Annotated in this window: 17 protein-coding genes; 11 read left to right on the top strand and 6 right to left on the bottom strand. The window is 51.3% G+C overall.

The genetic code is table 11. The features are described from left to right. The first annotated feature begins 128 nt into the window (after positions 1–128). Both KIH39_RS22745 and KIH39_RS22740 read left to right on the top strand, forming a co-directional pair. Positions 129–665, top strand: a complete 537-nt coding sequence (locus tag KIH39_RS22745) for an RNA polymerase sigma factor (protein WP_213495722.1) — start codon at positions 129–131, stop codon at positions 663–665. Beyond that, positions 662–2,278 (top strand): hypothetical protein, encoded by a 1,617-nt coding sequence (locus KIH39_RS22740; protein ID WP_213495720.1) that lies wholly within the window; start codon positions 662–664, stop codon positions 2,276–2,278. The genes KIH39_RS22745 and KIH39_RS22740 overlap by 4 nt, the downstream gene beginning before the upstream one ends. Before the next feature lie 272 nt (positions 2,279–2,550). Here the strand turns inward: KIH39_RS22740 and KIH39_RS22735 are convergent, their stop codons facing one another. After that, the gene (locus KIH39_RS22735; protein ID WP_213495718.1) at positions 2,551–3,054 is read right to left on the bottom strand and encodes a hypothetical protein; all 504 of its coding nucleotides are present in this window, start codon (positions 3,052–3,054) and stop codon (positions 2,551–2,553) included. A gap of 592 nt (positions 3,055–3,646) precedes the next feature. Between KIH39_RS22735 and KIH39_RS22730 the strand changes: the two genes are divergently transcribed. Next, a complete protein-coding gene (locus tag KIH39_RS22730; RefSeq protein ID WP_213495716.1) occupies positions 3,647–4,321 on the top strand; it encodes a division plane positioning ATPase MipZ in 675 nt (224 codons plus the stop codon). 17 nt (positions 4,322–4,338) lie between these two features. Further along, on the top strand, positions 4,339–4,656 hold the full coding sequence (locus tag KIH39_RS22725) for a hypothetical protein (RefSeq protein ID WP_213495714.1): 318 nt from the start codon (positions 4,339–4,341) through the stop codon (positions 4,654–4,656). Between the two features lie 690 nt (positions 4,657–5,346). Here the strand turns inward: KIH39_RS22725 and KIH39_RS22720 are convergent. Further along, positions 5,347–6,255 (bottom strand): replication initiator protein A, encoded by a 909-nt coding sequence (locus KIH39_RS22720; protein WP_213495712.1) that lies wholly within the window; start codon positions 6,253–6,255, stop codon positions 5,347–5,349. Between the two features lie 344 nt (positions 6,256–6,599). On the opposite strand from KIH39_RS22720, the gene KIH39_RS22715 reads away from it, so the two are divergent. Next, a complete protein-coding gene (locus KIH39_RS22715; RefSeq protein ID WP_213495710.1) occupies positions 6,600–7,280 on the top strand; it encodes a TIGR02996 domain-containing protein in 681 nt (226 codons plus the stop codon). A gap of 166 nt (positions 7,281–7,446) precedes the next feature. Here KIH39_RS22715 and KIH39_RS22710 read toward each other — a convergent pair whose 3' ends face one another. Both KIH39_RS22710 and KIH39_RS22705 read right to left on the bottom strand, forming a co-directional pair. Continuing rightward, positions 7,447–12,552, bottom strand: a complete 5,106-nt coding sequence (locus KIH39_RS22710; RefSeq protein ID WP_213495708.1) for a DUF4011 domain-containing protein — start codon at positions 12,550–12,552, stop codon at positions 7,447–7,449. Positions 12,553–13,046: 494 nt separating this feature from the next. Further along, positions 13,047–13,604: a hypothetical protein gene (locus KIH39_RS22705; RefSeq protein WP_213495705.1), complete on the bottom strand. Its 558-nt coding sequence runs from the start codon at positions 13,602–13,604 to the stop codon at positions 13,047–13,049. A gap of 1,264 nt (positions 13,605–14,868) precedes the next feature. Between KIH39_RS22705 and KIH39_RS22700 the strand changes: the two genes are divergently transcribed. From KIH39_RS22700 to KIH39_RS22685, 4 genes are all read left to right on the top strand, one after another. Next, positions 14,869–15,417, top strand: a complete 549-nt coding sequence (locus KIH39_RS22700) for a hypothetical protein (RefSeq protein WP_213495703.1) — start codon at positions 14,869–14,871, stop codon at positions 15,415–15,417. 551 nt (positions 15,418–15,968) lie between these two features. Beyond that, complete coding sequence (locus tag KIH39_RS27295; RefSeq protein WP_390623718.1) at positions 15,969–16,142, top strand: helix-turn-helix domain-containing protein; 174 nt, start codon at positions 15,969–15,971, stop codon at positions 16,140–16,142. Positions 16,143–16,266: 124 nt separating this feature from the next. After that, positions 16,267–17,025 carry a hypothetical protein gene (locus KIH39_RS22690; RefSeq protein ID WP_213495699.1) on the top strand — a complete coding sequence of 253 codons (759 nt, stop codon included), beginning with the start codon at positions 16,267–16,269 and terminating at the stop codon, positions 17,023–17,025. A gap of 107 nt (positions 17,026–17,132) precedes the next feature. After that, positions 17,133–18,695 carry a leucine-rich repeat domain-containing protein gene (locus tag KIH39_RS22685; protein WP_213495697.1) on the top strand — a complete coding sequence of 521 codons (1,563 nt, stop codon included), beginning with the start codon at positions 17,133–17,135 and terminating at the stop codon, positions 18,693–18,695. Between the two features lie 410 nt (positions 18,696–19,105). Here KIH39_RS22685 and KIH39_RS22680 read toward each other — a convergent pair whose 3' ends face one another. Further along, on the bottom strand, positions 19,106–19,771 hold the full coding sequence (locus tag KIH39_RS22680; RefSeq protein ID WP_213495695.1) for a TetR/AcrR family transcriptional regulator: 666 nt from the start codon (positions 19,769–19,771) through the stop codon (positions 19,106–19,108). A gap of 72 nt (positions 19,772–19,843) precedes the next feature. On the opposite strand from KIH39_RS22680, the gene KIH39_RS22675 reads away from it, so the two are divergent. Both KIH39_RS22675 and KIH39_RS22670 read left to right on the top strand, forming a co-directional pair. Beyond that, complete coding sequence (locus tag KIH39_RS22675) at positions 19,844–20,608, top strand: class I SAM-dependent methyltransferase (RefSeq protein ID WP_213495693.1); 765 nt, start codon at positions 19,844–19,846, stop codon at positions 20,606–20,608. Next, positions 20,608–21,615 (top strand): aromatic ring-hydroxylating oxygenase subunit alpha, encoded by a 1,008-nt coding sequence (locus KIH39_RS22670; RefSeq protein WP_213495691.1) that lies wholly within the window; start codon positions 20,608–20,610, stop codon positions 21,613–21,615. The genes KIH39_RS22675 and KIH39_RS22670 overlap by 1 nt, the downstream gene beginning before the upstream one ends. Before the next feature lie 546 nt (positions 21,616–22,161). Here the strand turns inward: KIH39_RS22670 and KIH39_RS22665 are convergent. Continuing rightward, positions 22,162–23,511 (bottom strand): hypothetical protein, encoded by a 1,350-nt coding sequence (locus KIH39_RS22665; protein WP_213495689.1) that lies wholly within the window; start codon positions 23,509–23,511, stop codon positions 22,162–22,164. Positions 23,512–23,526 lie beyond the last annotated feature (15 nt).

The raw sequence follows: 23,526 nt of genomic DNA, 5'->3' as shown, positions 1-23,526 counted from the left end.
CATTGGCTGAAGACACACCCTCGAATGAACCAAAACTAACGAGTTACCAGTTGGAACAGACTGAATTCTGAATTTCAAAATATTTCCATTCGAACTAGTAATTTTGCGATTCCAGAAGCGTCAGAAGGTTGACGTTCGATGCTGGGAAATTCGAGATCACAAATATGCCGGTCAACTGGAACGCCCTTGTCAAAGAGCATGGTCGAATGATTTTTCAAACCGCCATGCGCGTTTTGGATAATGCCGCTGATGCAGAGGAAGTAGTACAAGAAGTTTTTCTAAAAGTTATTTCCGGGAATCAAATTGATCGAATCCGCAATTGGGGAGCCTATTTCCGTCGTCTGGCAATCTACGCAGCTCTGGATCGACGGCGGAGATTTCGCCAGGAACATCCGCATTCTTTGGAATCGTTGGCGACTTGGAACAGTTCGCCATTCGATGATGCAGTACGTCGCGAATTAGCGGAACATTTGCGGTCGGTAATTGCCGCTCTACCGGAACGAGAGGGCGCCGTATTTGCGCTTCGCTATTTCGATCAGCTTTCGAACTCAGAAATTGCCACTGTTTTAGAAATTAGTACGGGTGCGGTGGCTGCCGCAATCCATAAGGTCCGCGTCAAACTTGACGTCGTACTCTCTAACTCATCTAAAGGAGAATCACAGTGAAAAGTCCAAAGCCAACTTATGACGAACTGCCTTTACCTTATCGCCTGGCCGTGCAAACCATTTTGGAGGTCCCCATTCCAGACATCGATCTGGATAAGTACATCCCGCTTGGCCAACCAAACGTCTCGGTAAATTCCTCCAGACCACTAACGGGCATCCGAAAAATCACATGGTCCATAACGGCTGCCCTCGCTTTGATTGTTACTGCATTTGTCTTTTGGCCAACCGATGCATGGTCACAAGTACTTGACAAAATGCAAAAACAAGCGTGGGTGCGGCTCACGTTGTCCGATCCGAAAAAAGATGCCCAAGTTGAGATTTGGATGTCCCCTAAGAAGCGAATTGCGGCGGGAAAATTTCCGAAATTCACTGCCTTTCTCGAATTCGGTCTCAATAAGGAGTTACGCTACGACGTGAAGACGAAGACGGTGATTATTTCCGATGCGGATAGCCATGAGGAGGAAAGTTTCACCGCTTTTAAGTCGATCTTGCAATCTATTGGCGAAAAAAACGAAGTTCGGAATTCCGGTCCGGATGAAATGAAGGTCGTTCGTACCAGCCGCGACGAAAAACGCTCTGGAGACAATCGCTGGACGGAATACGCATTCGATTTTGAGGACGACCGCCATTCTCCACCGCAGTTTCGGCAAATATTTCATGTGCCAAGCGGTTCGCAATTACCCTCCAAGATGGTTGAAGAATGGAAATTTCAAGAGAAACCTTATTCGAGAACTTATGCCATCGACTATCCCGAATCCGGTCCGGAAAACTTGTATGCGATGAATGTGCCGAAGGACGCCCAGGTGATCGACACTACTTCAGGTAAAGAGTTGAAAAAGCTCTTAGACGATTATGCCAAAAAACAACGTCAGTCCTTCGATCACTACAAAGCGACCATTTTAACCTCCATTCAGCAGGATGATTGGAAGACCCTCGGCCTGGTTCATCGCTCACGGCATGATGACCAGGGCCACAGCGGTGAAGAAGTCGATCTCACTCAGATCCAAAGATTACAAATGATGCTGGGGGCCAATGGCCCGAACCCGGACGCGGTAAAACAGCTTCTAGACGAAGTGAGAAAACTCCCCAAGGAAGCGAATCCTTTGGCTTTCAAATTGATTGAAAGTCTGCCTGATAGTGCCGGCCGCATGTTGTGGTGGAAGGCGGAAGTAGACAAAATGGAAACCACTCGTTACTTGAACAAAGATACCATCAGCCCATCGTACTGTCCTGATCGCATAATCTATCCCGGGCTCGGTCTACCAAACCAAGGAGTTCGGGCCACGTTGAATCCCAAGCCTTCGATTGGCCCCAGTGAAGCGGCGATGATCACGGTGCAGGATGTCAAAACGGGAAAAAATGTACGGCGTTACTGGTTAGCACCGGATCGCGACTATATGTGCGTTCGATCAGAAATCATGCCGGAAAAGACTTCAAATTGGATCGAGACCACGATTATCGACGCAGCCGAACAATCTCCGAAAGGACTCTGGTATGCCACTCAGATCAGGTGCGGTCGAGTCGAGCACAGCGGCGACGATCTGAGTGTTAATTCAAGCCTTGCTCCTGTAACACAGTCTACCCATCGTTTCCTGGTAGAGTTTCTCAAGTAGATACCTATAGCTCGGAAGATTAGCGTGGTTATTCGCTTTCAGATCTAAGACTGATCATTCAGGTTTAAGAACTTAAGGAATAACCACCGTGCGTCGGAAAAGCCCCATAGAGTCTAAAGAAGCTGCACGACAAGAAATGAAAAAAGTCCCGCAGAGGTCCGGTTCCGTGTCGCCCAAGCACGAAGTCCGGGAGCAATCTGCGGGACAGCTTGAATTGTACAACTCGTCAATCGAGGTAAGCAAATAGAAAACTCTTTGGTACTCCCAATGGGCTATTTTGATTCATCATCCGTCTGGGATCCCGAATTCCTGGGGGCTTTCTCTTTTTCTTTGTCTTCTTTCGAGGAGTCCTGAATCATCTGAACAACATCGCCCGTAATCGCAATCCCCAGGAACAAAACAAGACTTTTAATGCAATTTGGAAAACTCGTTTTATTCAACAGATAGGTTCCGATTGTCCCCAGAGCCATGAATAGGCCAAATCCGCGAATGAACCAAAGCGGCAACGCTGAGGTCGTGCCCGGTCGCGGCCCCCGGTAAAGCCGAACGCAAACAAAAAAAGATACCGCGAAGAAAAATGCCATGATGCCGCCTACTAAAAGCAACATGGCCGAATCATCTTCTTTATGCTTTTTGTCTACCGGTCCAAAAAGAAAGAGAAGTGTCAGCAAGAAAAAAAGGAAGGCTGCGAATCCGAGAGGAATCAGCAGGATCCAAGGACGCCGGTAGTGCGGTAGTTCCTGGGATTCCGAATCGAGTTCTTCCATGTCATTCATATTCCGATCTACGACCACCGATTTCGAGGCTGGGGATTTAATATACTTTGCAATGATTCCGGTCGATTATAGGTGCAATCGCTCGCTTCGGAAGCGATACTGGGGACGCTTTTTCTATCTTCAGCGCCCCAAATTCTAATGCATTTTCGAGCGATTTTCCCACGAGAAAAAAATATCCCTCAACGGTACAGGCATCTTCCCGATGCTTCGCATCGGCAGAATTTCACCGTGAAATTCCGGCAGACTAGCCAGAAAGCTGACTTTCAAGCCTGCAAAGATGAATACAAACAGACATGTTTTCAGACAGACATGCCGACATGAAAACATGATTACATGTTAGGCGATCATTTTGCATTCTTGTAAACATGTAAGCATGATTGCCAGACTGCATGAATACATGAAATACAGATTACTTGCTTACATGTCGTACTGACGCCAAGTCATCAAAACGGCGTGCTGACATACTTACACGACGACAAGCTTTCATACTTACCTGAAGACATAAAATTATGTCGCCTTGCCGACATGTCGTCGTGTCTTCATGTTGCACATATTACTTGCAATCATGTAAACATGTGGTACCGTCCGCCGCATGATCATTGTCGTTGCTAATTCAAAAGGCGGAGTTGGGAAGTCCACGCTGGCTGTCCATTTAGCCGCTTGGCTTTTTGAGCAGGGCCATACGGTAACTCTGGCCGATTGCGACACGCAGCATTCCTCCTCCGATTGGGCCGCCGAAGCGGTACCCGGAGTTAAAACGGTACGACTCGCCGACCCCGAAGAAATCTTGGATCGTTTGCCAACACTGAGCGAACACGCCGAGTATGTCGTCGCCGATGGCCCGGGCAGCAACACGGAAACCAGCCGAGCCTTACTACTTCGAGCGGATCTGGCTATCGTCCCGTGCAAAGCCTCCATGTTGGAGGTGAGGGCGCTTTCCCAGGCAACCAAGGTCTTACGGCAATCCCAGGATATTCGGGGAGGCCATCCCGAAGCCGTGATCGTTCTTTCAATGGTGGGAAAAAACTATCGCTTGACGCAGGATATGAAGGATGCCGCCGAAGCTTTAGAGCTTCCGCTGGCCAAGACCGCTTTAACTCTGAAGCAGATCTATGCCGATGCGCCGGGGCAGGGGGCAGTCGTCTGGAAACTGGGGAGTCGGGGCCGCGAAGCCGCCGATGAAGTGCAGGCCCTTTTCAGGGAGTTACTGCCGGATGCGGTCGCCAGCAAAAAGCGAAGCAAAATCATGAAATTGGAATCTGCTTAATTGTGGGAGGAAGACTCATGAAAGAGAGAAGACCATTAGTCACCGGCCTGAAGGATCCTATCGATCCAGCCATTGAAAAGCAGTTTGTTTTTGGCAGCAAAGAAGCCGAGGAACCCGTCAAAATTCATCCGAAAGCCGTGGAAAGCCGCGATCCCAAAGGCCAACCGCCCATAAGCCGAGTTCCCTTTACTTCACGACTCCGCGCGGAATTCGCCAATGCCCTCAAGAGGGAATCCCTCGAGCGGCAATTGAATAACCAGTATCCCAATTCCTTGCAGGAAGTGCTCGAGGAGGCTTTGGAGGACTGGATGCGAGCCAAAGGGTATTGGTCCTAAATTTCGAAATCCACCGGAACACCGTTTATTAGGCGCATTAAAGTCATTTCTCCGAGAAATAGCCTTTTTAGCAGCGAAGACGTTTTTTGATAGGGTAGGGGCTTCGATACGCCTTTCGCCTCAGGTTGCCCGCGCGAATCGTTCTTTGAAGGGAATAGATCGATCCCGGGAAGTCCCTTTCTGCTGAGCCACTTTCTTCGATCCTAAGAGATGTTCAAAGCAGGGTTGGAGAGAACAAAACAGGTGTGGGGCAAAACGAATTGTGCACAAACCGCTTCCGTTAAAAGAGTTATATTTATTGTTTAGGTTAAACAGTTAGGCCCCCTGGAAACGCTTGAATCACAGGGATTTTTCGGGCGTTGGCGCGCCTAATAGGCCGAATCCATGCGCCCAATAGGCCAAATGAAACTGCGTCTAATAGGCCGAGCAGGTTGCGTCTAATAGGCCGTGTTGTATTGGAGCGGTTGGGGATAACTTGTCCAGCGAAATGAATCTACGAACTGTACGCCTAATAGGTTGATGACCGGCACTTTGCCGAAATCCTCTCCGAAATTTACGATAATCACCCATAAATCGATTCGATTGCGTTCAAAGTCGGGAGAAGAGGGGGCTCGAAAGGAGATCCGAAGATGAAGAATTCAACCGGAATGCGCCCGATAGGCCGACCCTCGGAAATTTAAGTGACTGTTTTCAATCAATCCATCGAACCGCAGCGGGCGTTAAACGCCGCTTGGGATTCCGTTCGAACTGGTAATTCGGATCATCGACCCCCAATTGGCTGCGCCTCAGAAAATTGATGACCTCTTCCTCCTGCTCATTGCGATGCAGATAGAGCGAATATTCGGGTAGTTGATTCAATTCGACCAGCCTCCGGACATCGATAGCGAAATCCGAAAATCGAGCCGTCGAACCGGATTTCTCGTAAAGCTGCCGCATGGTAAACTGCCAGCCAATCTCCTGGTGCCCCGCATGCTTGCGAGCTACTCGATACAGCCAGCGTTCAATTCCACCCGTGAGCAGGAAGTAGTCCTCGTGGATAGTCAGCACACCACCCTTCATCACGATGCCCTGGAATAACCAATCGGGGATTGTTATCGTCATCCCCTGGGTTTCGCCGGTGGTTTCGTCCGTGACCTCGGTCCAGCTTTCCAGCCAATGGAAGGAAGCGAACTTCTTTTTGCCATTGGCCCGGATATTGGTCCGAACCGCCGTGTGGGTGAGGCGTTCCAGGGCTGCCCGCAATCGGACATAATGATCGCCGCCGGTCTCGCGGCGGATGGATTTGAGGAGGTTGTGCGGGTGGAATTTGAGTGTACGGTTGCCGGGCATTCCCCGGTCAATCGCCTCGGTGATTTGCGTCGAAGCCCAAAGCAGAATATCGGCATCCCAGATGGTGGCCATGCCGAACATCGGATTCGCGCTTACTTCGAGCCAGACATCGCCGACGTGGTACTCGATTGGGTCGAAACGGGGCTTCTTGGCCAAGCTAAAAAAAGGCCTCTCCATCGTATCCCGCTGGTCGCGGATCGGGATGTCCGCGAAACTGGCAGCGAAGAAATCGGGCTGAAAATCGCCCTTAGGGGGGAGGCGGCGAGGCATTGGAGGACGTTAAAGCTTTAGAAGATAAATGCCAAGGATTTCTTGAAGTCCGCGTCGTCTCACCAGTTAATAAGACTGATACTGTTGGACAGGTAATCTTCTCAGGCCCTTTAATTTCTTTTGTCTCACAGACCCCGGACCAGTTTGGGTCGGTCAGTAGCAGTCGGCCCGGCAGTCGCCTTTTCGAAGCCCTGGGCATTAAGCTAGATTGGCTACATTTCAAAAGCAATTTTAGTGATTGCCATTACCTTCTCCATCTTCTGATCGACCTATGTCGCTGTCAACTTTCACCTTTTCGACATTGACTTTGGCCCATTTCGGTAAGGTCGTTCTACAATACCTCCATGAGCGACCGCGCCGCTTTCGTCCGAACCATTTGCGAATATCCGGACGATGTTGCGCCCCGTCTGGTATACGCTGACTGGCTTGACGAACAGGGGCCAGATGAACGAGGTCGGGACTTTCTCTCCGATTTCATCCGCCTGCAATGCGCCGAACCGGAGCATGAACATTTCGCCATCGGGTTCTCCGAAACCGATCCGAACAGCGCGCACAATGTTCCCCACATCTTCGCGGAGAAGCATTGGAACGGTGAAGAGAGCATGACTTGGCGCGGCATCCATCCCATCGTTCTCGGACACAAACCGAAGACGCCCTGGCTCATATACGCGGTAATCGATTTCCAACATTGGAAGATTCTTGACCCGAACCTGGGTGGACGCATTACCTATCGGCGCGGCTTCATCGAAGAACTCTTTATGCCCGCCTCGCGTTTCGTCGGTTGTTGTGCGTCGATCTTCGCAAAACACCCGATCCGTAAAGTCCGCGTAAATGTCAACCCTATAATCGGCACCGACGGACACGTATACTTGCCGCAAAAATTGCCTGACGAAATCCAAGATCGCATCGCGGACAGACTCCACCCACTGGCCTCGACCGATATGCTCATCGAAGAAATCGTCGTTGAAATCATTTCTGAAGAATGCGTGCGGTACGGGCGTAGAAAGGCGGGGTTGAGGATGTAGGCGATTGGCGACTTACTTTTGCACTTCCGATTGATCTATACGATCACTGATCGATTGAGCCAAGTGTTTGACGAAAAATGATTCTCCTTCCGGGCAGCTCACATGGTTCTCGCAAACCGGCGTCCGCTTCGCTTGTTTAAGGACTAGGATCGTCGTCATATCTGCCTCATACGAACAATCCCGATGGAACTGGTTTCGAGATTAAAGTTGCTTGTGGGTCGGCCAAGTGCTCCTTTCGATTCCTGGTTGCCGTTTCCAATAGCGGAGATTGGCTTACCACCCGCCTGTTAGTTGCCGGAATCAATTCCTTCTCGGCATAGCGTTTCTTGGCTTTCTCAACTTCGCTGACAATGCGTTCAACCTGTTCTTTGTGGTTTTTGAACCAATCGGTTGACCAAATGCGAACGATCTTCCAGCCCAGACTTTCTAGGACTTCCTGTCGTAATCGGTCGCGGTCCCGCGCAGTTGCCGCGCTGTGATACATAGCTCCATCGCATTCGATGCCAAGTAGGAAGCGACCCGGTTGAAGGGCGTCGTAGGCTCCAAGATCAATGCGGTATCCAGCACATCCGATCTGGGGCTTCGTGAGAATTCCCACGCGACGCAATTGCTCGGCAACAGCGGCTTCGAAAGGAGATTCGTGTTCCTCACCGACACTGTTCGTTTTTCTTGCAATTGCTTGCGGCCCATCCATTGCAAATTGCAAGAATGTCTTGAGCAATTTAGGGCCATCGTTTGTCAATCTATCTACATCCATCTCAAGCGGGTGCATCGATGACACGATGCTCATACAATGCTGAGAGCGAGTGATAGCAACGTTAAGTCGTCGCTCACCACCTTTCTTGTTAAGTGGACCAAATCGCATTGCTAAGGCTCCAAATTCATCCTTCGCATAACCGACGCTCAGGATGATGTGGTCCCGAGCATCGCCTTGTACGTTTTCCAAATTCTTGACGAAGAATGGTTCTAAACCAAAACGGTTGAAATGCTCCTCTAAATGTGGTTTTTCGCGCCGCCTTTTTTCCAATGCATCGTTGATACATTCCTGCTGCTTCAAGCTGAAAGCGATTACTCCCAACGATTGATTTGGAGAATGCTCGAAATGCTCGATGACTAAATCGGCTACGACTGCCGCTTCGATTTCGTTCTTGTTGCCAATGAATCGCCCATGAGGAGTGTGGACGAATTGAATCGGCCTTTCTCCGGCATCGTCGGGAGAAGGGAAGCTTACGAGTTCACCGCCGTAGATTTCCTGGTTGGAGAACGCAATAAGTTCCTCGCGTTTGCTGCGATAGTGCCAGGTCAGTCGTTTCTGTGGGAGTGATTTGGCAAGCAATACATCGAGAATACTCTCATGTTCGAGTAGAGAGTTGTCATCGTCATCATTTGCAATCACCTTATTCCTGACGCCTATCTCCGTGGGGGGCAATTGCTTCGGGTCTCCGGCCACAACAAGTTGTTTGCCCCGGTAGATCGCGCATATGGCATCATGGGGCCGAATCTGCGAAGCCTCGTCGAAGATTACTACGTCGAAGTGAAAATCGGGCGAATCGAGAAACGTACTGACTGCAAGCGGAGACATCATCCAGCAAGGCTTTAGCTTCAGTAGAGGAGCCGAAACTTCAGCGAACAACTTCCGGATTGGTTTGCGTGATCGTTTCTTCTGAATTTCTTCCTTCAGAATTCGAACTTTCGGATCGCGACTCGACCACTTTATATCTGATGGCCGACAGCTATCGTTCATTAATGTCGAGCGGATCATATCTGAAGCGGAGGCTGTTAAAGACTTGTCCCGTTCAACAAAATCCGCGATCAATCGTTCGTGTTTGTTGAAGCGAAAATCCGACAGTTCTTTGATCGGTTCGCTACATGCATCGATCCACTGCGCCAGAAAGCGGGATTCGAAAGCCATCGCTGCTTCCTCAAGCTTCACTTCCTTCCGGTGGATTTCCTCGATGATTTCCTCGACACCGACGGCCCGCGTTTCCCGGCGAACACGCTGGTAGGTCAACCATTCCTCCATTCGATTGGCGTCCTTCCGTCGCGATTCACTCCAGGCTACGACTTCATCGAGGGGCGACTGCTCCAATACGATACCTGTCGAAACGGAACTGGAGGAAGGGAAGAGTTTCTCCGTCAGGAAGGACCACGCCGAAGTTAATCCCTCCGTACCAACTCTGATACCCCTATGCCGCAATCGGTCGAGGTTTTGTCGATATTCCTCGTCCGATAGCGCTTTGCGATCTTTCTCCGGAAGTGGCGTTGCGCAACGGTTCAAGTAGGCTTCCCCTTTTTCGGCAGCCTCGGCATCCGCTCTCCATTCGCGGCGAATCGCCTGTTGCAAATCCAATGAGGGTTGGAAACTATTTCGAAGTTGGTCGATTTCGTCCCGCAGGTTTCGCAGCCTTTGCAGTGTAGGCATACGTTCGGAGAGGACATCGAAGGGGACATCCGCATCCGTCCGAAGCCAGCGCACACAGCGGTCGAGACACAGAATTTCATTCTTCAATTGCATTTCAACGGGAGCAACAAGTTCGTCCATTTCTTGTATTCGACCGGTGATTTTGCCCCCTGTAGCAAGTTGCTTCAAGGTCAGAATAATATCGAGTTCTGCGCATTCGGAGATGAGGCCGACCACCGACTCCGAAGCTCGGTCGATCAGGGAAATGAGTGTGGGCTTTTCGATTTCGGCCTCGAAGAAAATGGGTTGCAGGGGCAGGGAGTTGTCGCCATCGGCAAATGCAACGACTGCACCGAGTCGATCACACTCTGTTTGCCAACGGCGGGCAGAGAGTTCCGACCCGGGGAATTCCGGGCAAGTGGCAACTAATTCCTTGACGAGTATGTGGTGCCGACGGAAACTATCAAGTTGTTCAACGTGGTTTCGGAACTCAGCGTGCTTCGGGAATTCAGTCGAGTAGAGGGTACGCCATTCTCGCTTTAGAGAAGACCAGCCGAAACCGAGTTTGCGTAACCGCGAACGATAGGGATAGGCTTTTTCAACTAATCCGGCTTTTTCGAAAGAGAACGCTTGTAGCGAGATTTCTTTGAGCAGTCCCGCACGAATCGTTTCCGCTTTTTCCAGAGCATCCTTACCGCGTGCGAGTAGGATCTGTCTTTCGGATCGGTCTTCGTGTTTGGACCATGTAGCGGGCAGCGGACAAACAGCGACAACTGCCCGTAGGCGTGCGAGTAAATCAGGGAGATCTGTAACAGGCGTGGTTTCCCACGGCAGTGGAACGATCGCGGTGAGGGCCTCTAATGTCTGCCGAACCAAAGATGATTTCGATTTCATTCGCAGCATTCGTTCGAGCACACGTTGCACTTCTATCAATCGGCTACGAATCGACTCGAAGTATGGTTTTTTCAGTGGAATTGAGCGATCCGGCGCTCGTGGCATCTCAGAATCTTCGCACACGGTTTCGATATCGAATTCGGGCAGCATTTTCACTGCTGCACGGTGGGTGCTAGTCTTTGCCGGCATTTGTTGGACGGCACGAAGGGCTTTCTGGGGATCGGTTGACAACCACTCACGGTGGAGAATCGGAACATCCAAAGCCCGACCGGCTTCGTTAATGCCCACATGGAAATCGTTCCAGTTGGGCCGCGTGGGAAGCCAATCCATCGACGACCATTCTTTGGCGATTCTCTCCGCTTCGGTTAACCCGTGTGACAATCGCTCAAGATTGTGTTGCATATCGTCGCGAAGAACTTCGGTCAACCGCTCTGGCAAACAACCCTGCCACGGATGACGTTCCGGATCAGCAAAAACGCTTCGAGCATCATGGAGTTGGGTGAGGGCCTCACGCACCGATTCGAGCCTATGACGATCCCAGGCACCCGCATCAGGTATTATCAGTCTGGATTGACTCGCGATTTGGGTGAATCGCGCGCGCTTCCCGTAAACCTCGTAAAAGGAAAGGCCCAAAGGTTCGCGCTTCTCATGCAAGGCGTGAACGTATCGATTGAGGTGTTCCCGCGTCTCCTGCTGCTTTTTCTGCCGTACGCTAGGGTCGTCGTATGCGGCAGGCCGTAATGCCAGGCCTTTCTTAAATTCCTCGCAGACTGAAGTGCGTGACGTTTTCGACGGATCGTGAAGTGACAGGCAAAAATCGCCGAGACCGGCTTCGCGAAGCCGACTTTCAACGACTTGCAAAGCGGCGGCCTTTTCGCTGACGAACAGGACGGTTTTCCCCGCACCGATCCGGTCGGCAATGATATTGGCAATAGTTTGACTCTTTCCCGTACCGGGCGGGCCATCGAGAACCAGATCGATACCTTTTTTCACTGCTTCGATTGCTGCGTGTTGGCTCGAATCGGCGGGCAGGATATGGAGCAATTCGCTAACGGGCACCTGGGCATCGAGTTCCTCCGGTTCCAATGGCCGAATTCCGGGGTCGTGGGCTAGCACATCCGTGTCCCCTGCAATAAGCCGGCATAATCGGTGCGCGGCAATGCGTTTCATGTTCTTCTGCAAATCCTTCCACATGGGCAATTTGCGGGAATCGAAATGACCGAGGGCGATCATGTCTTCGCGAATTTCCCAGCGGCGGTCGGGCAACTTGGAGAGGATTTTTTGAACGCTTGAAATGAATTCGATGTAGCTATCCAACGGCTCACTATCGTCGCTTTCCTCCGCCAATTCGGGTAGTTGTATCTTGAAATCGTTTCGGAATCGTTCGGCAAGGCACTCGTTCCGTTCGGCACCTTCATCAAGCGGCGCAATTCGCCAATTGCCGATCAGGTTTTCCTGGCTCAAATGAACGGGAATCAGAAGAAGTGGTGCGAGGTGATCACTAGAAGCATTCTCGGCCTCGTACCAATGCAGGAACCCAATCGCGAGGTAAAGAGTATTTACACCGCGTTCGTCCAGACTTACCTTGGCGTTCAACGACAGCCTTTTGAGTCGGGAATCGAGCCGTTTATCGGTCAATTTCGACAACGCTTCGTCCCGCAATTTCGGGGACGACAGACAGAGTTGAATTGTCGCCTCCGAATCGGTATGGCGTTCTCGCTCGGCGTCATCACCTTCCAATTCGGAATCGGTTTCGCCTTCGTCATTCTGCTCATCATTTAGCAAATCCCGCTTCCAGGCGAATGAAATACCGGCTTCTCCTTCGAGCATCGATTTCCAAACTTGCTTGGCGTCAGGACGAAGGAGTTCAAGCGCAGCTCGGGGGCCGAACTTAGTAGAGATGAGCTTGTTTCTGGCAGATGTATCGAGAAGTAGCTTCATCCACTCTTCGATCCGAGCTTCGATATCGAGCGTCATTTGCGCGCGGTTTCACCTACAGGAGAAAACTAGAACGTGATTTGAGACAATGCAATAAAGTGAAGCCGGGTATGGTATTATGCGTAATTCACCGAGTTTGGGTTGTCTGAACTCATTAAAGTCGGCATCCAGACGCAGACCTTAATAAGATCATTAGAACGAATTGCCTAGCAACTGTACGGGTTCGCCAAAGTTCTCTGGGACATGAATCGTTCCCCGGGGCGATGCAGGTACTCGACTTCTACCACGCCTCCGAGCGAGTGCCGGACGAAGGTCCTCTACAGGGAAGAGACCCCTAGGCGTCTGGCTGACCCGCCTCTGTTGCCTTAAACTACGGCGGACTCTGGAACGACTATTACTGGGCCGCCGCGTGAGTGCCGGAATCTATTAGCGCATCCCAACAGTATGGCTCGCCAAGAGATCGCAATTCCAAACCAGGCAAATTCGTCTTTACCAGGAAGTAGATTTCGAGCATACGGAAGATGACGATAGGCCTAATCCATTTGAGATGCTTCATCTTGGGACTGCTCCGACAAGACTTCCAAGTCTCCATTCAGCCTCTGAAGTTCGGCGACAGATTGAGCGACCAACGTAAGCGCGTTTGTCATCGCTCTTTCGAATGGCTCCTGGTTCCAGTAATATGGCAGCCATTGATCCGCAACTTCATCCAATCTTGGCGGAACAATGAAGCCTAAAATACCTAGCAATGCGTTTCTGAAAATCAGCGGGGCAATCATAGGTAGCATGACGCTTTGCTGAGTTTGACCACCAAGATGTAGGTCTGCTAATGTCACTTCATTCCCATGCATGAAGGCATTTCTAGCTGCATAAAGCGCCTCGTATAAATCAACGGCGATTGCACGTGACTGATCGGTCAGCCATGGCCCCTGTCCGATCATCGCTTTAACCTGCTTCGGACCAGCCCATTTCCCATCGTATGCTAGAATTTCGAACGCACTGACCCATAGTCCTGCACTCACTCCCATGTCGTGAATGGTTGGAATTAGAATACTAATTCCAGGCAAACGCATTGCAAGAAGTGCAATCTCCATAGATCGAAATACCCGACGGTTCCTAGGTGTTTCTTGGCGGAGTAGAAAACACTCTTGCCAGCGTATACGTAATAGATCCAATAATCGCAAATCCAGCTTACACGGTAGCATGTTTAGATGCGACAAATATGCAGATGGTTGCCCTCGGAACTCGTCGCGAGTTTCTGATCGACACTCCCAATTTGCAGGAGTGTGAGAAATTAATTCCTCCCCATCATTACTGGGTGTAAAAGGGTAAAGGTCAAAGTAGTCGGAATAGCGTTGCAAGTTTCCCCTAGATCCAGATAGAAACTCTCGGTGGGCTTCGGCTAACCCTGATAATGCTAGGCAGTTGCGGAATGCTATGATTTGGTCTCTGCTTGGCGTAGCAACTTCCTTCCGTGTTATCATTGCGGCCGGTTTGATTTGGTCGCCGAATACCGTCGTAAAATTCCTCAGTAGTATCTGAACCGCTGGTTGATCCAGTAAAAGGTTGAGGCGTTCGTCCTCATTCGAGACGACAGCCAATGGCCCGAACTCTACAGTCTCTGAAATGACTAGGTTTGGCAGAAGGTAAAGAAGCGACCATTCTGATGACATTCGACGATCTCCCTAGGCCCATGGCAGGATTGTACAAGGGTATAGATGGTTCTGATTCGGAATGGTTCGCTATCATCTGAAAAGAACTCCACTTGAAGAGTCGACCAATTTCCTCTTAAACCGGAAAAATATGTTTGAGGCAGAGAATTGGCCACCTGGAGATAACGCATCTAGGGTGGGCAAAAAGCGGGCACTATTGGCCGTGCGAGGCCAATGCGGTATAATTACCAGCGAGAACAGGTTCGCGGCGCAACAGCTTTCATGGCCGTGACTTCGACGTGTTCGAGACGCTACACCAACATAAGCCCAACTGTTCGAATTTACATTCGAATCCTAGTCGGGTAGCTCACTTTTTGACGCCTCAAAAAATCCATAAGTAGTTATCGGATAAGCACTTACGAAAAACATCCTTCGTGCTTGTTTCGTCGCCAAACGCCATTTTGGGTGCAAATTGGGTGCAGCATCGCTCCCGCGTTGGGCTCGCGTCGCTGGACCCATCCCTCACAATTTGTGGGGAGGATTTCCTCATGGAGGTTTCCTAATGGAGGGCACGTTACGCAGAATCTTATTACTGAACCTGTAACTTCTGAACTCCGAGCGCATCCAAATACTAGCCGGGAGACGGACTGGGGCTATGTCCCGCGAGCAACTCTCACACGAGTACTTTTGAAGCGAGTGCAGATTCATGGACCAGGGAAAAACAGAATCCAGCAAGGACACCGCAACCGATTTGTGTCCCCTCGATTGTCCGATTCATAAAACTCGGAGACCCGCCTGGATCGCCATCGGTTGGTTGACGGCGGCGGTTTCCTCGCTCTATATCTCCGACATCCCCTACGATCTCGGCGAAGAATTATGTGGAGTCTGGGGCTGTTTTCCCCCTATCCAGTCGCTGATCGCTATGCATGCTTTCTGGCTGATTGCGCTCCTGGCATTGGTGTGGGTTCTCCATTACCGTAGTTCGCGATTTCTAAGACCCGTGGCCGCCGCATTCCTGGCCGTTGGCTGCTTTGGAGCTTTGGGATTAGCGGGTAAAGATTTAACCCGATGGTGCCAATCTGTTTCCGTCGAAGATCAACAGTACTGGCCGAAGCGAGTGGGCTATATCCTGGCCACTTCCACGGATCTCCCTTTTGTGGAACTCGCAATTTCCGGTCTAATTGGCTTGCTGGTTGGATCTCAACTAGGCTCCGGCGAATCCGGCGGTTGCAAAAACGAATCCAAAGCTTCTTAGTAGCCATTAGCCACGCGACTAACAATTTCGCCCAAAACCGGAATTTCGTGTAATCCTTTCGCTCGAGTTCCGACTAATCCGATCTAGCGGCTCACAAAAACGGATGCCGACTAGATGCCGAGTTACCTTCATGGATCGATCTTTACCTCTGCCATTTCTCGATCCTGCGAACTGGGTCGAGAATCATGGAGATGCTCTCTATCAGTTTGCGACGGGTGACACTGGCACCCCATCTCAATAAACGCAAGTCCCTGTACAATCTAGACTTGGGTGGCACTGGCTATCTGACAGTGCCGTTTCGATATAACTCCCGTTTTCGGATCGAATGTGTTTCTGAGTTGGCGAAAAGTCTCTCTGATTTCTCTTTCTCAGTCACTGGCAGATAGCCAGTGGGACCCAAAACATTACCTGACAATGACTTACGGTGATTCTCAAGGGTTACCAGTGCCACCCGCCGTAAGGAGAGGCAAGCGGCGGGCATCGAGCAGGCCAAGAAGAAGGGTAAATACAAGGGGCGTGCGAATGGGACGTTGAAGCGAAATCCCTGTCGGGTGGTCGAACTCCGTGACAAGGGGCTGACGGACCCGAAGATCAGCACGGCGTTGGGCATCTCGTTGAGGACGGTCTGGCGGTACATGAGGCTGCGAACGTCGTCGAGGTGGGTGGAAGTCGCCTTGAGTGGACACCTTCTGCAACTTGCCCGGTCGTCGTATTACCCTCATTGACCATTGGCATATGACCTTAAATTGGATAAAAAATTCGAAATCTGAACAAACGCCCGAGGTTGGATACTCGCGCACTGATAAAGGTCGAAAGAGATAACCTTCGGATTTATTTAGGAGACTACCTTTGAGACTTTGCATTCCCATGCTGTTGTGCTGCATTCTGATATCTTTCGGTTGCTCGAAAACCAATCAAACCGACACGAAGTCCGAAGTCAACGAAACCATCAAGGAAGATCCTCTTCAGAAACAAGCCGCGGGCAATCTAAGAAAAATCCTTGCAGATGTTTGGAGCTTAATGTCCGATGGAGAATTTGATGACATTTATACACCCCCAACTCCCGAATCGCCCAGAAAAGAGAAAAAGCCTCTCCTGAGTTGGCGCGTCGAACTTCTCAAAGTGACGGAGCCAAAACTTTATAAAAAATTCAAACTAAATGAGCCGTGGGATAGTCCAACTAATAAAGCTCTAATTGAAAATATTCCGGACCTATTCAAACCCGTCAGAGGTTCGGTGCCGATAGGGGAAACATACATTCAAGCTTTTCGAACGAAGTATCCTGAAAAAGGACCACAATCCATCCTGGGTTCTAAAATTGCATTCGTCAATTTGAAACATGGAACCTCTAATACGGTCTTGCTTTGTGAAGGCCGCAAATCAGTGATTTGGACAAAGCCTGATGACATCCCGTTTGATCCGAATGCTGATCCCGAAATCGGTGGCCAGTTCGATGGTGATTTCAACATCGGCTTATGTGACTGTTCGACAAAATTCTTTTCCCGAAAAACACCTCCTGGCTTGTTAAAAGTTTTGATCACCTGCAATGGTCCTTTTATTCCGGTGTGGGAAGAGCTGAAGCCGTTCATTCTTTCTCCGGAGAATTAATAGTGGGGGCGGGACGCTCCGTCTCGAAACTAAATACTCCGGGGATTTTCTTTCAATACTTACTGTTTTACAAATAGAGACGAGTTCCTAGCCTTGAGAGAACGATCATGAAGCAGTTCGATTTGTATCCAGCGACTGTGTTAGTTGTGTTCGGACTCTCTATTTTGCTGAGTTCCTGTCAGAGGTCTGAACCAAAGCCGGTAGTTATTGAGCCAACTCAATCGTCAACTACAAATCAAGCCAAAAACTATGATCCCATAGCGACTCTACCGGCCAGTGATTTCTTGAATCCAGATGCAGAAGATCCAACGGTGCTGAATTACCTGGAAGCAAAAAAATGGAAATTTATGACTTATGGATCGCTAACGAATAATAAACCATTATCTGGGGTTCTGCTAATTGAAGATGGTAATGTTACGGTCGAGGACTGTAAACTATTAAAGCAATCCAGACGATTGACAATTCTTATTATCCAAAACACAAAACTTGAGCCGGAATGCCTGAAATTGATAGCAATGCTACCGAATCTGGAGAGCATTGTAATGCTGGGCATCGATATTAAGGACGCTGATCTGAAAGCTTTGGCGGGATGCAAAAATATTCACTCGATTACGATTGTTGGGAGTAATGGGATCTCCGATGCAGGAGTGAGAGAACTAGCTAAGCTACCATTGCTGAAAAATTTATCTCTAGCCTATATATCTTTGGACGGCGCTGCTTTTGAGCCATTCGCAGGAAAGACTACTATGGAATGTCTCCATTTGGAAAGCATAAATGGGTTCACCGATGAAGGAGCGATTAACATCTCAAAAATACCGAATTTGACCGATTTGGAAATCACTAGTCGGCATGACTCTCGAATGAAAGGGAGCCCCCTATCAACTGCTGGAATTCGGGCGATCGTTGACAAGCATCTGCCGGAGCAATTCATTTTCGACACGAGTCATATTGACGATGCATTGCTGGAATCCTTGATAGCGAAGGGGTGGCTCGATGGTCCAACCACCGCTCAAAAATCTATGAATGAGTGGGCATTCCGAAAATCCACGGTGAAGAAAGCCAGCAAACCCGAAAAGGTGAAGTACATTTATCTGGGAGGATCTAAAATAACGGATCGAGCTGTTTCCGCTCTCTTACGATTTCCGAATCTCACTTCTCTTTATCTAAGTGAGACCAATATAACCGACGAAGCATTTAAGAGCTTGTCGCAGTTCAAAAAATTAGAGGAACTAAAACTCTCGAAGACTAAAATTTCAGGTACCGGCTTAGCATTAATGACTGACGCCCCCATCAGAGAACTCGGCATGGAGAGGTGCCCAACCACGGAAGCGACCTTCCAAGCTATTTCGAGATTTGCTAAACTTGAAAAACTCGATCTTTCGGAGGCCGTTCCACAGGGAGATTGGTTGCGATACCTTTCCGCTTTGTCTAATCTCAAAGAACTATCGCTGAGTAAAATCAACTTCTCGGATGCAAATGCCAAACTCCTTTCTTCTTTGGCCCAACTCGAAGATCTAAATCTCAATTACAGTCAGTTGGGCGATGGAGGATTTCGAGAGTTGCTCAAATTACCCAAGCTAAAGCAGTTCTACCTCTATGGCACGAAAGTGACTGATAAAGCATTCCTTCAAGCCCAAAAAGATCATCCCAAGCTTAATCTCAACAAATAGAGTCGCTTCGATCCGGATTAATTCTGTTCAAGTCGACGGTGTGAAGAGGCTTCCGCTAAAATTATCTCCTCGAGGCGTACTCAACTCGATCCAGGGTTCAACGAACGCGGGACCTTACAGCTTAAGAGGTTACGTCGAGCGGCCGTCATTGCCCTATACCCCTGGAACGGCTTTTCAGACGCCAAATCGAAAACCCAAGCTGTCCCCAAAGAACGCCGTAATCCGCTCACACTTGCCCGCCACTACCAGGCCCTTCTCGATACTGGCAAGTTTGAGAACCGGGCGGCGCTTGCCCGCCATCTCGGTGTCAGCCGGGCAAGGGTGACACAAGTGCTACGTCGCCTGGGCACATAATCACGCACAAACAAAAGGGGTGACAAGGCACGGATAGAACATTTTCTGGCTGAGCGTCAATGATTAGAAGATCGTAACTGCGCATGAGATTTCAAGAAGAGATCAACCCCTGTCGTGACCCGCTTCGGAATCGATTTTGTCACCTTCTTGTGGTCGATCCCGAGCATGAGTTGGTAGTTGGTCATACCCTGCCACATGCCGAGGAGCATTTCGGCCGCACTGTTCGCATCCGCAATCTCAAGATCGGAAGCAAGCGGACTTGATAGGATCGCGGCCAAGTTTGCCACCGTACGTCCGGGCCCTGCGTCATAGAACATTCGGGCAAGTTGTGGATCTCGACGCAGTTCTCCGGACAAGGAGCCGTAGAAGTCAACGGCCCCGGAACCGGTCAGAAATGTCATAATCCCTGTACCGAACCTGATGAGCACGTCCCGTAGAGTTGTTCCTGCGATAGCGGCTTCATCGAGCCGTTGGGCCGCCTCGATCTTCGCCATCTCACGGCGTACGCCTTCCTGGAACATCGCGCGTTTGTCATCAAAGTACGCATAGACGGTTGCCTTGGAGACACCCGCCTCGGCAGCGATGGTCTCGACCGCTACCGGTTCCACGCCGTGCTTCAGGAATAGTCGCCAGCTTGCGGTCAGGATGGACTCCACCTTCGCTGGATCGCGTGGTCGTCCGAGCGGCCGTGGGCGCTCGCCTGATGAAGATTCCGAAATCAAACTTGACCTCCTGTTTCCCTGAGGCTATTACTATACGAACCAGTCTGTTTAATAAATAGAGTGAACTCCACTATGCCCCCGACACCGCCTCTCGTCAAAGGAAAACCGAACTACGGCTGGGACGCTCCGGGCATCATGCTTGGAATGCTCGGGGTGGGCAGTGTCCTGGTTGCGGCGGGGGTCACCCTCGCTATGGCAGAGCCGTTTCCTTTTTCCCAGGCCGTGGGTGTGGTGCTCGCCGTCGCGGGAACCGTACCGCTCACGCTCGGGTTGGCAATGTTACAGTACGGTCTACGGGGAAAATCGAGAACTCGCGATGCGATCTTGGACCTTGTGACGTGGCGCGGCGATGAGGTCGTGCTCGACGTCGGTACTGGCGCGGGAATGCTAATGATTGGGGCCGCAAAACGCCTTAACGCCGGCGGTCGCGTGGTCGGAATCGATATTTGGTCCGCAAAGGACCTCAGCGACAACTCTGCTGATGCGACCCGTCGGAACATCGCCCTGGAGGGCGTAACAGACCAGGCCGAGGTTCGTACCGACGACGCCACGGGATTATCCTTCCCAGATGCGACCTTCGACGTGATTCTCTCTCTGCTCTGCCTCCACAACATCGAACCCAAGACCAACCAGACAGTCGCCTGCCGGGAAATCGCCCGCGTGCTGAAGCCCGGCGGGCGTGTCGTCATTGGCGACTACGTGCCTACGCACAGCTACGCTCAGGCACTCCGCGACGCCGGGCTCGACGTGAAACGTTCAAGCGCAGCCTTCGGGGTCGCCGGGGCGCTCATGTGGCTGCTCGTAGCAGACAAACCAATCGAATCAGGGAGTGGTTGATGCGCACGGTTACTTTCCCCACGCTTCACGGCTATTGGTCGCCGATCACCGCCGCCAGTCGGCTGAAGGCTGGCAAACCTCTCGGTCTCGTGCTGGATGGTGTCCCCGTCGTCGCGTTTCGCGATGAGAAGGGCCAAGCCCGAGCGCTCGTCGACCGCTGTCCCCATCGGAGCGTCAAGCTTTCGATTGGAACGATGCCCGGCGACGGGACTATCCAGTGCAGCTTTCACGGCTGGCGTTTCGGTGGCGATGGCGTGTGCCGCCACATTCCGCTCAATCCCGAAGCGAAACTGTCTGCGGTCCGCGCGCAGGCGATGGCGTGCGAGGAACGCGAGGGACTGCTCTGGCTGTACGCGGGTGAAGCCGAGAACGCCCCTCCGCCCGTGATGCCACCGCCCCTCGGAGAGGGGTGGTTCGGTTCCGTTGTCGAACGTGACTGGCCCGTTCATTGGAGTCGCGGCGTCCAAACGGCGCTGGACGTTGCCCACGTTCCGTTCGTCCACCCCTGGAGTATAGGTGCTGCATTCGGCCGTGCATTGGGCAAGATGCCGAACGCGCAGCTTGGCCACAAACTGGAGCAACGTCCGGACGGCGGCTTCCATATGGACTGGTGGGTCGAGACCGGCCCCGGCGTCGCATCACCCGACGTGGGTTGGGTCGCGTTCCACCCTCCGCATGCGATGAGCCTCGGTATCCCGCAAAAACGACCAGGGCGGAAGTCTCTGCTGTTCATCTGGGTCGTGCCGCTGAGCGAAAATACTTCTCGAAACATTGTGGTGGCCCGCCGCAACTTTGGCAAATTTAGCCTCCTGCCACGTATCTACGACTTGCTGACACCGGTCATCCTGGCCGAAGATCGACGCAACAAGATTACGTGCTGGCCGTCCGAAGTGCCTGCCGGCGGTGAAGTGTCGATGCCGTCGGATGCGCCGTCAATCGCTTTCCAACGCTGGTATCGGGGTTGGGTGTCAGAAAGAACTTCCATCAAACAGGTGGATCGACCGTGATAGGCTCTAAGAGCCCAAAATCAAGCGATGAGCAAGCTTGGTGGATGCCTCGGGGTCTGAATCGTGACTAGGATGCGAACCAATTGACCGGTTACAAACCCTTTCACAAGAGCGATTTACAGGTATTGCCTGTGAATCGAGTTGTGTCCAGACCTGATCAAACTCCTCGAGTTGGACTCGAACCTAGAACCGTCTGATTAACAGTATTGACCTAAATTCGCTCACGAAATTGCACAACTGACCTCTAATAGCTAAAAATTGGCATCCTATTTATTGGCCTTTTCAAAAACGAAAATCTCCCGTTTATTCATGATTATTATGAATAAACGGGAGTATTATCGCCTACCGACGGATATTTCCTCCGACCAGATCCATACTGAGCAGAAAAACCACCGCTCCAAGGGCGATCAGGGCCGATTGAAAAATCACTCCCAGCATAATCGCGACCAGTCAAGATCCGGTCATATGCGCGGCGTTGAGCTTGTGCTTGGCACTCATGCAATTTCTCCTATTTAGGAAGGGATGAAGTTTAGCAACCGAGGGAATTCAAATGAAGGGATCGGGCTGCAGTTCGGGAGATGCATTGGCATTGACTAGTTCGGGCCTTCTGCTCGGGAGAAGTCGCTGGATCTCCAGGCTCAGCGAGCCGAGTCGTTCTATCAGGGCTTGACCCAGAGATTGCAGAGCTTCCGCTTCTTCCAGCAGTCCTGCCAGAAGGGCCGAGGTGAAGCTTTGGGCCCGCTGTCGCAAGCGCTGGGCCGTAACGCTCTTGGGCTTCAGTTCTCGCTGAGGTTCCAATAGTTCAACTCGAATCGCTTCGGAAGAAGAAGCTACGACCGAGGACTTACCCAAGGGCATGCAGACGAACCTTCGGCTGCCTTCCTGGCAAACAATCGGCTTGTCGGGATCCACGATCTGGAACTCTGAAAAACCCAACTGCAACGCCCGCCGCAAATAGTCTCGATCCAAGGCCAAGCTGAGCGGATTCCCTTCCACCTGCGAGCGGTTGAGGTGAACTTCGGTCGTTTGCAGACTTTCGGTTCCTCGAGCCCGAATCGCAACATGACCGTTGAGTTCCACCGTCACCGGTCGATGCGGATCTTTCTCGCCCGGCAACTGCTTCAAGCACTGTGCCAAACCGTGCGATTCTCCCGGGTCTATCCTCCAGCGCGTCGCTTCCAAAGAGGCAGGAATCGCTCGATGGACTTCGGGATAGCGAGCTTCCGAGGCGATTTGCAGGGCGATCATCCAAGCCCCCAGTCGTAACCACATATGCGAGGCGGTTCTGCCTATCTCCAAGGAATCGCCTTTTAGTTCCTCTACTCCCAGGAGTCCACAGCGCGGTATTAGCAAATCGTCTTCCCAAGGGAACGGGAATCCGGACTCAATAAACAGTTGCCTGGAGTCGGTACCAATGACCTCGCCCGTCCGGCCACGCAACTGGATGTAATTGACGGCAAAGCGTGTCGCCTCGGCACTAGCGGTCTTCATTGCCTCGGTGAGTGCTTCCCGCAGACGCAGGTCCATCGGCGTCCAGACCTCCGGTAAAGACCAACTTTCAACGCTGGCGGGAATCTCGTACTCGCGAATCTGCGGCACCGTTCCCGAACTCCAGGCGACGCGCAACTTCTGGTGGACCAGGGCCACGATTTCGACGACACTGTCATCCGAGCCGGCGGTATCATTGAACACGGCAAAAGGAATGGTCATCTGCTCGTCGGCAAAGGAGCCCGGCAGCCGGTAAATCGCCGTGACTTCGCCGATCGAGCCCTGTATTGAGAGCCCGGATGAATCGGTCTTCAGCAAGAGGCTAGTCGGAGCTGGGCAGCGGGCCGCTCCCAATTTCTTGAACAAGCTGCGTAACTGCCGGACTTGCCGGCGCTGCAAATGGATCATGGTTTTCCTTCGGTG

Source organism: Telmatocola sphagniphila (assembly GCF_018398935.1).
In the GTDB taxonomy this organism is placed as follows: domain Bacteria; phylum Planctomycetota; class Planctomycetia; order Gemmatales; family Gemmataceae; genus Telmatocola; species Telmatocola sphagniphila.
The sequence above is the reverse complement of the archived record's forward strand: the minus strand, read 5'-3'. Positions and strand labels throughout refer to the sequence as shown.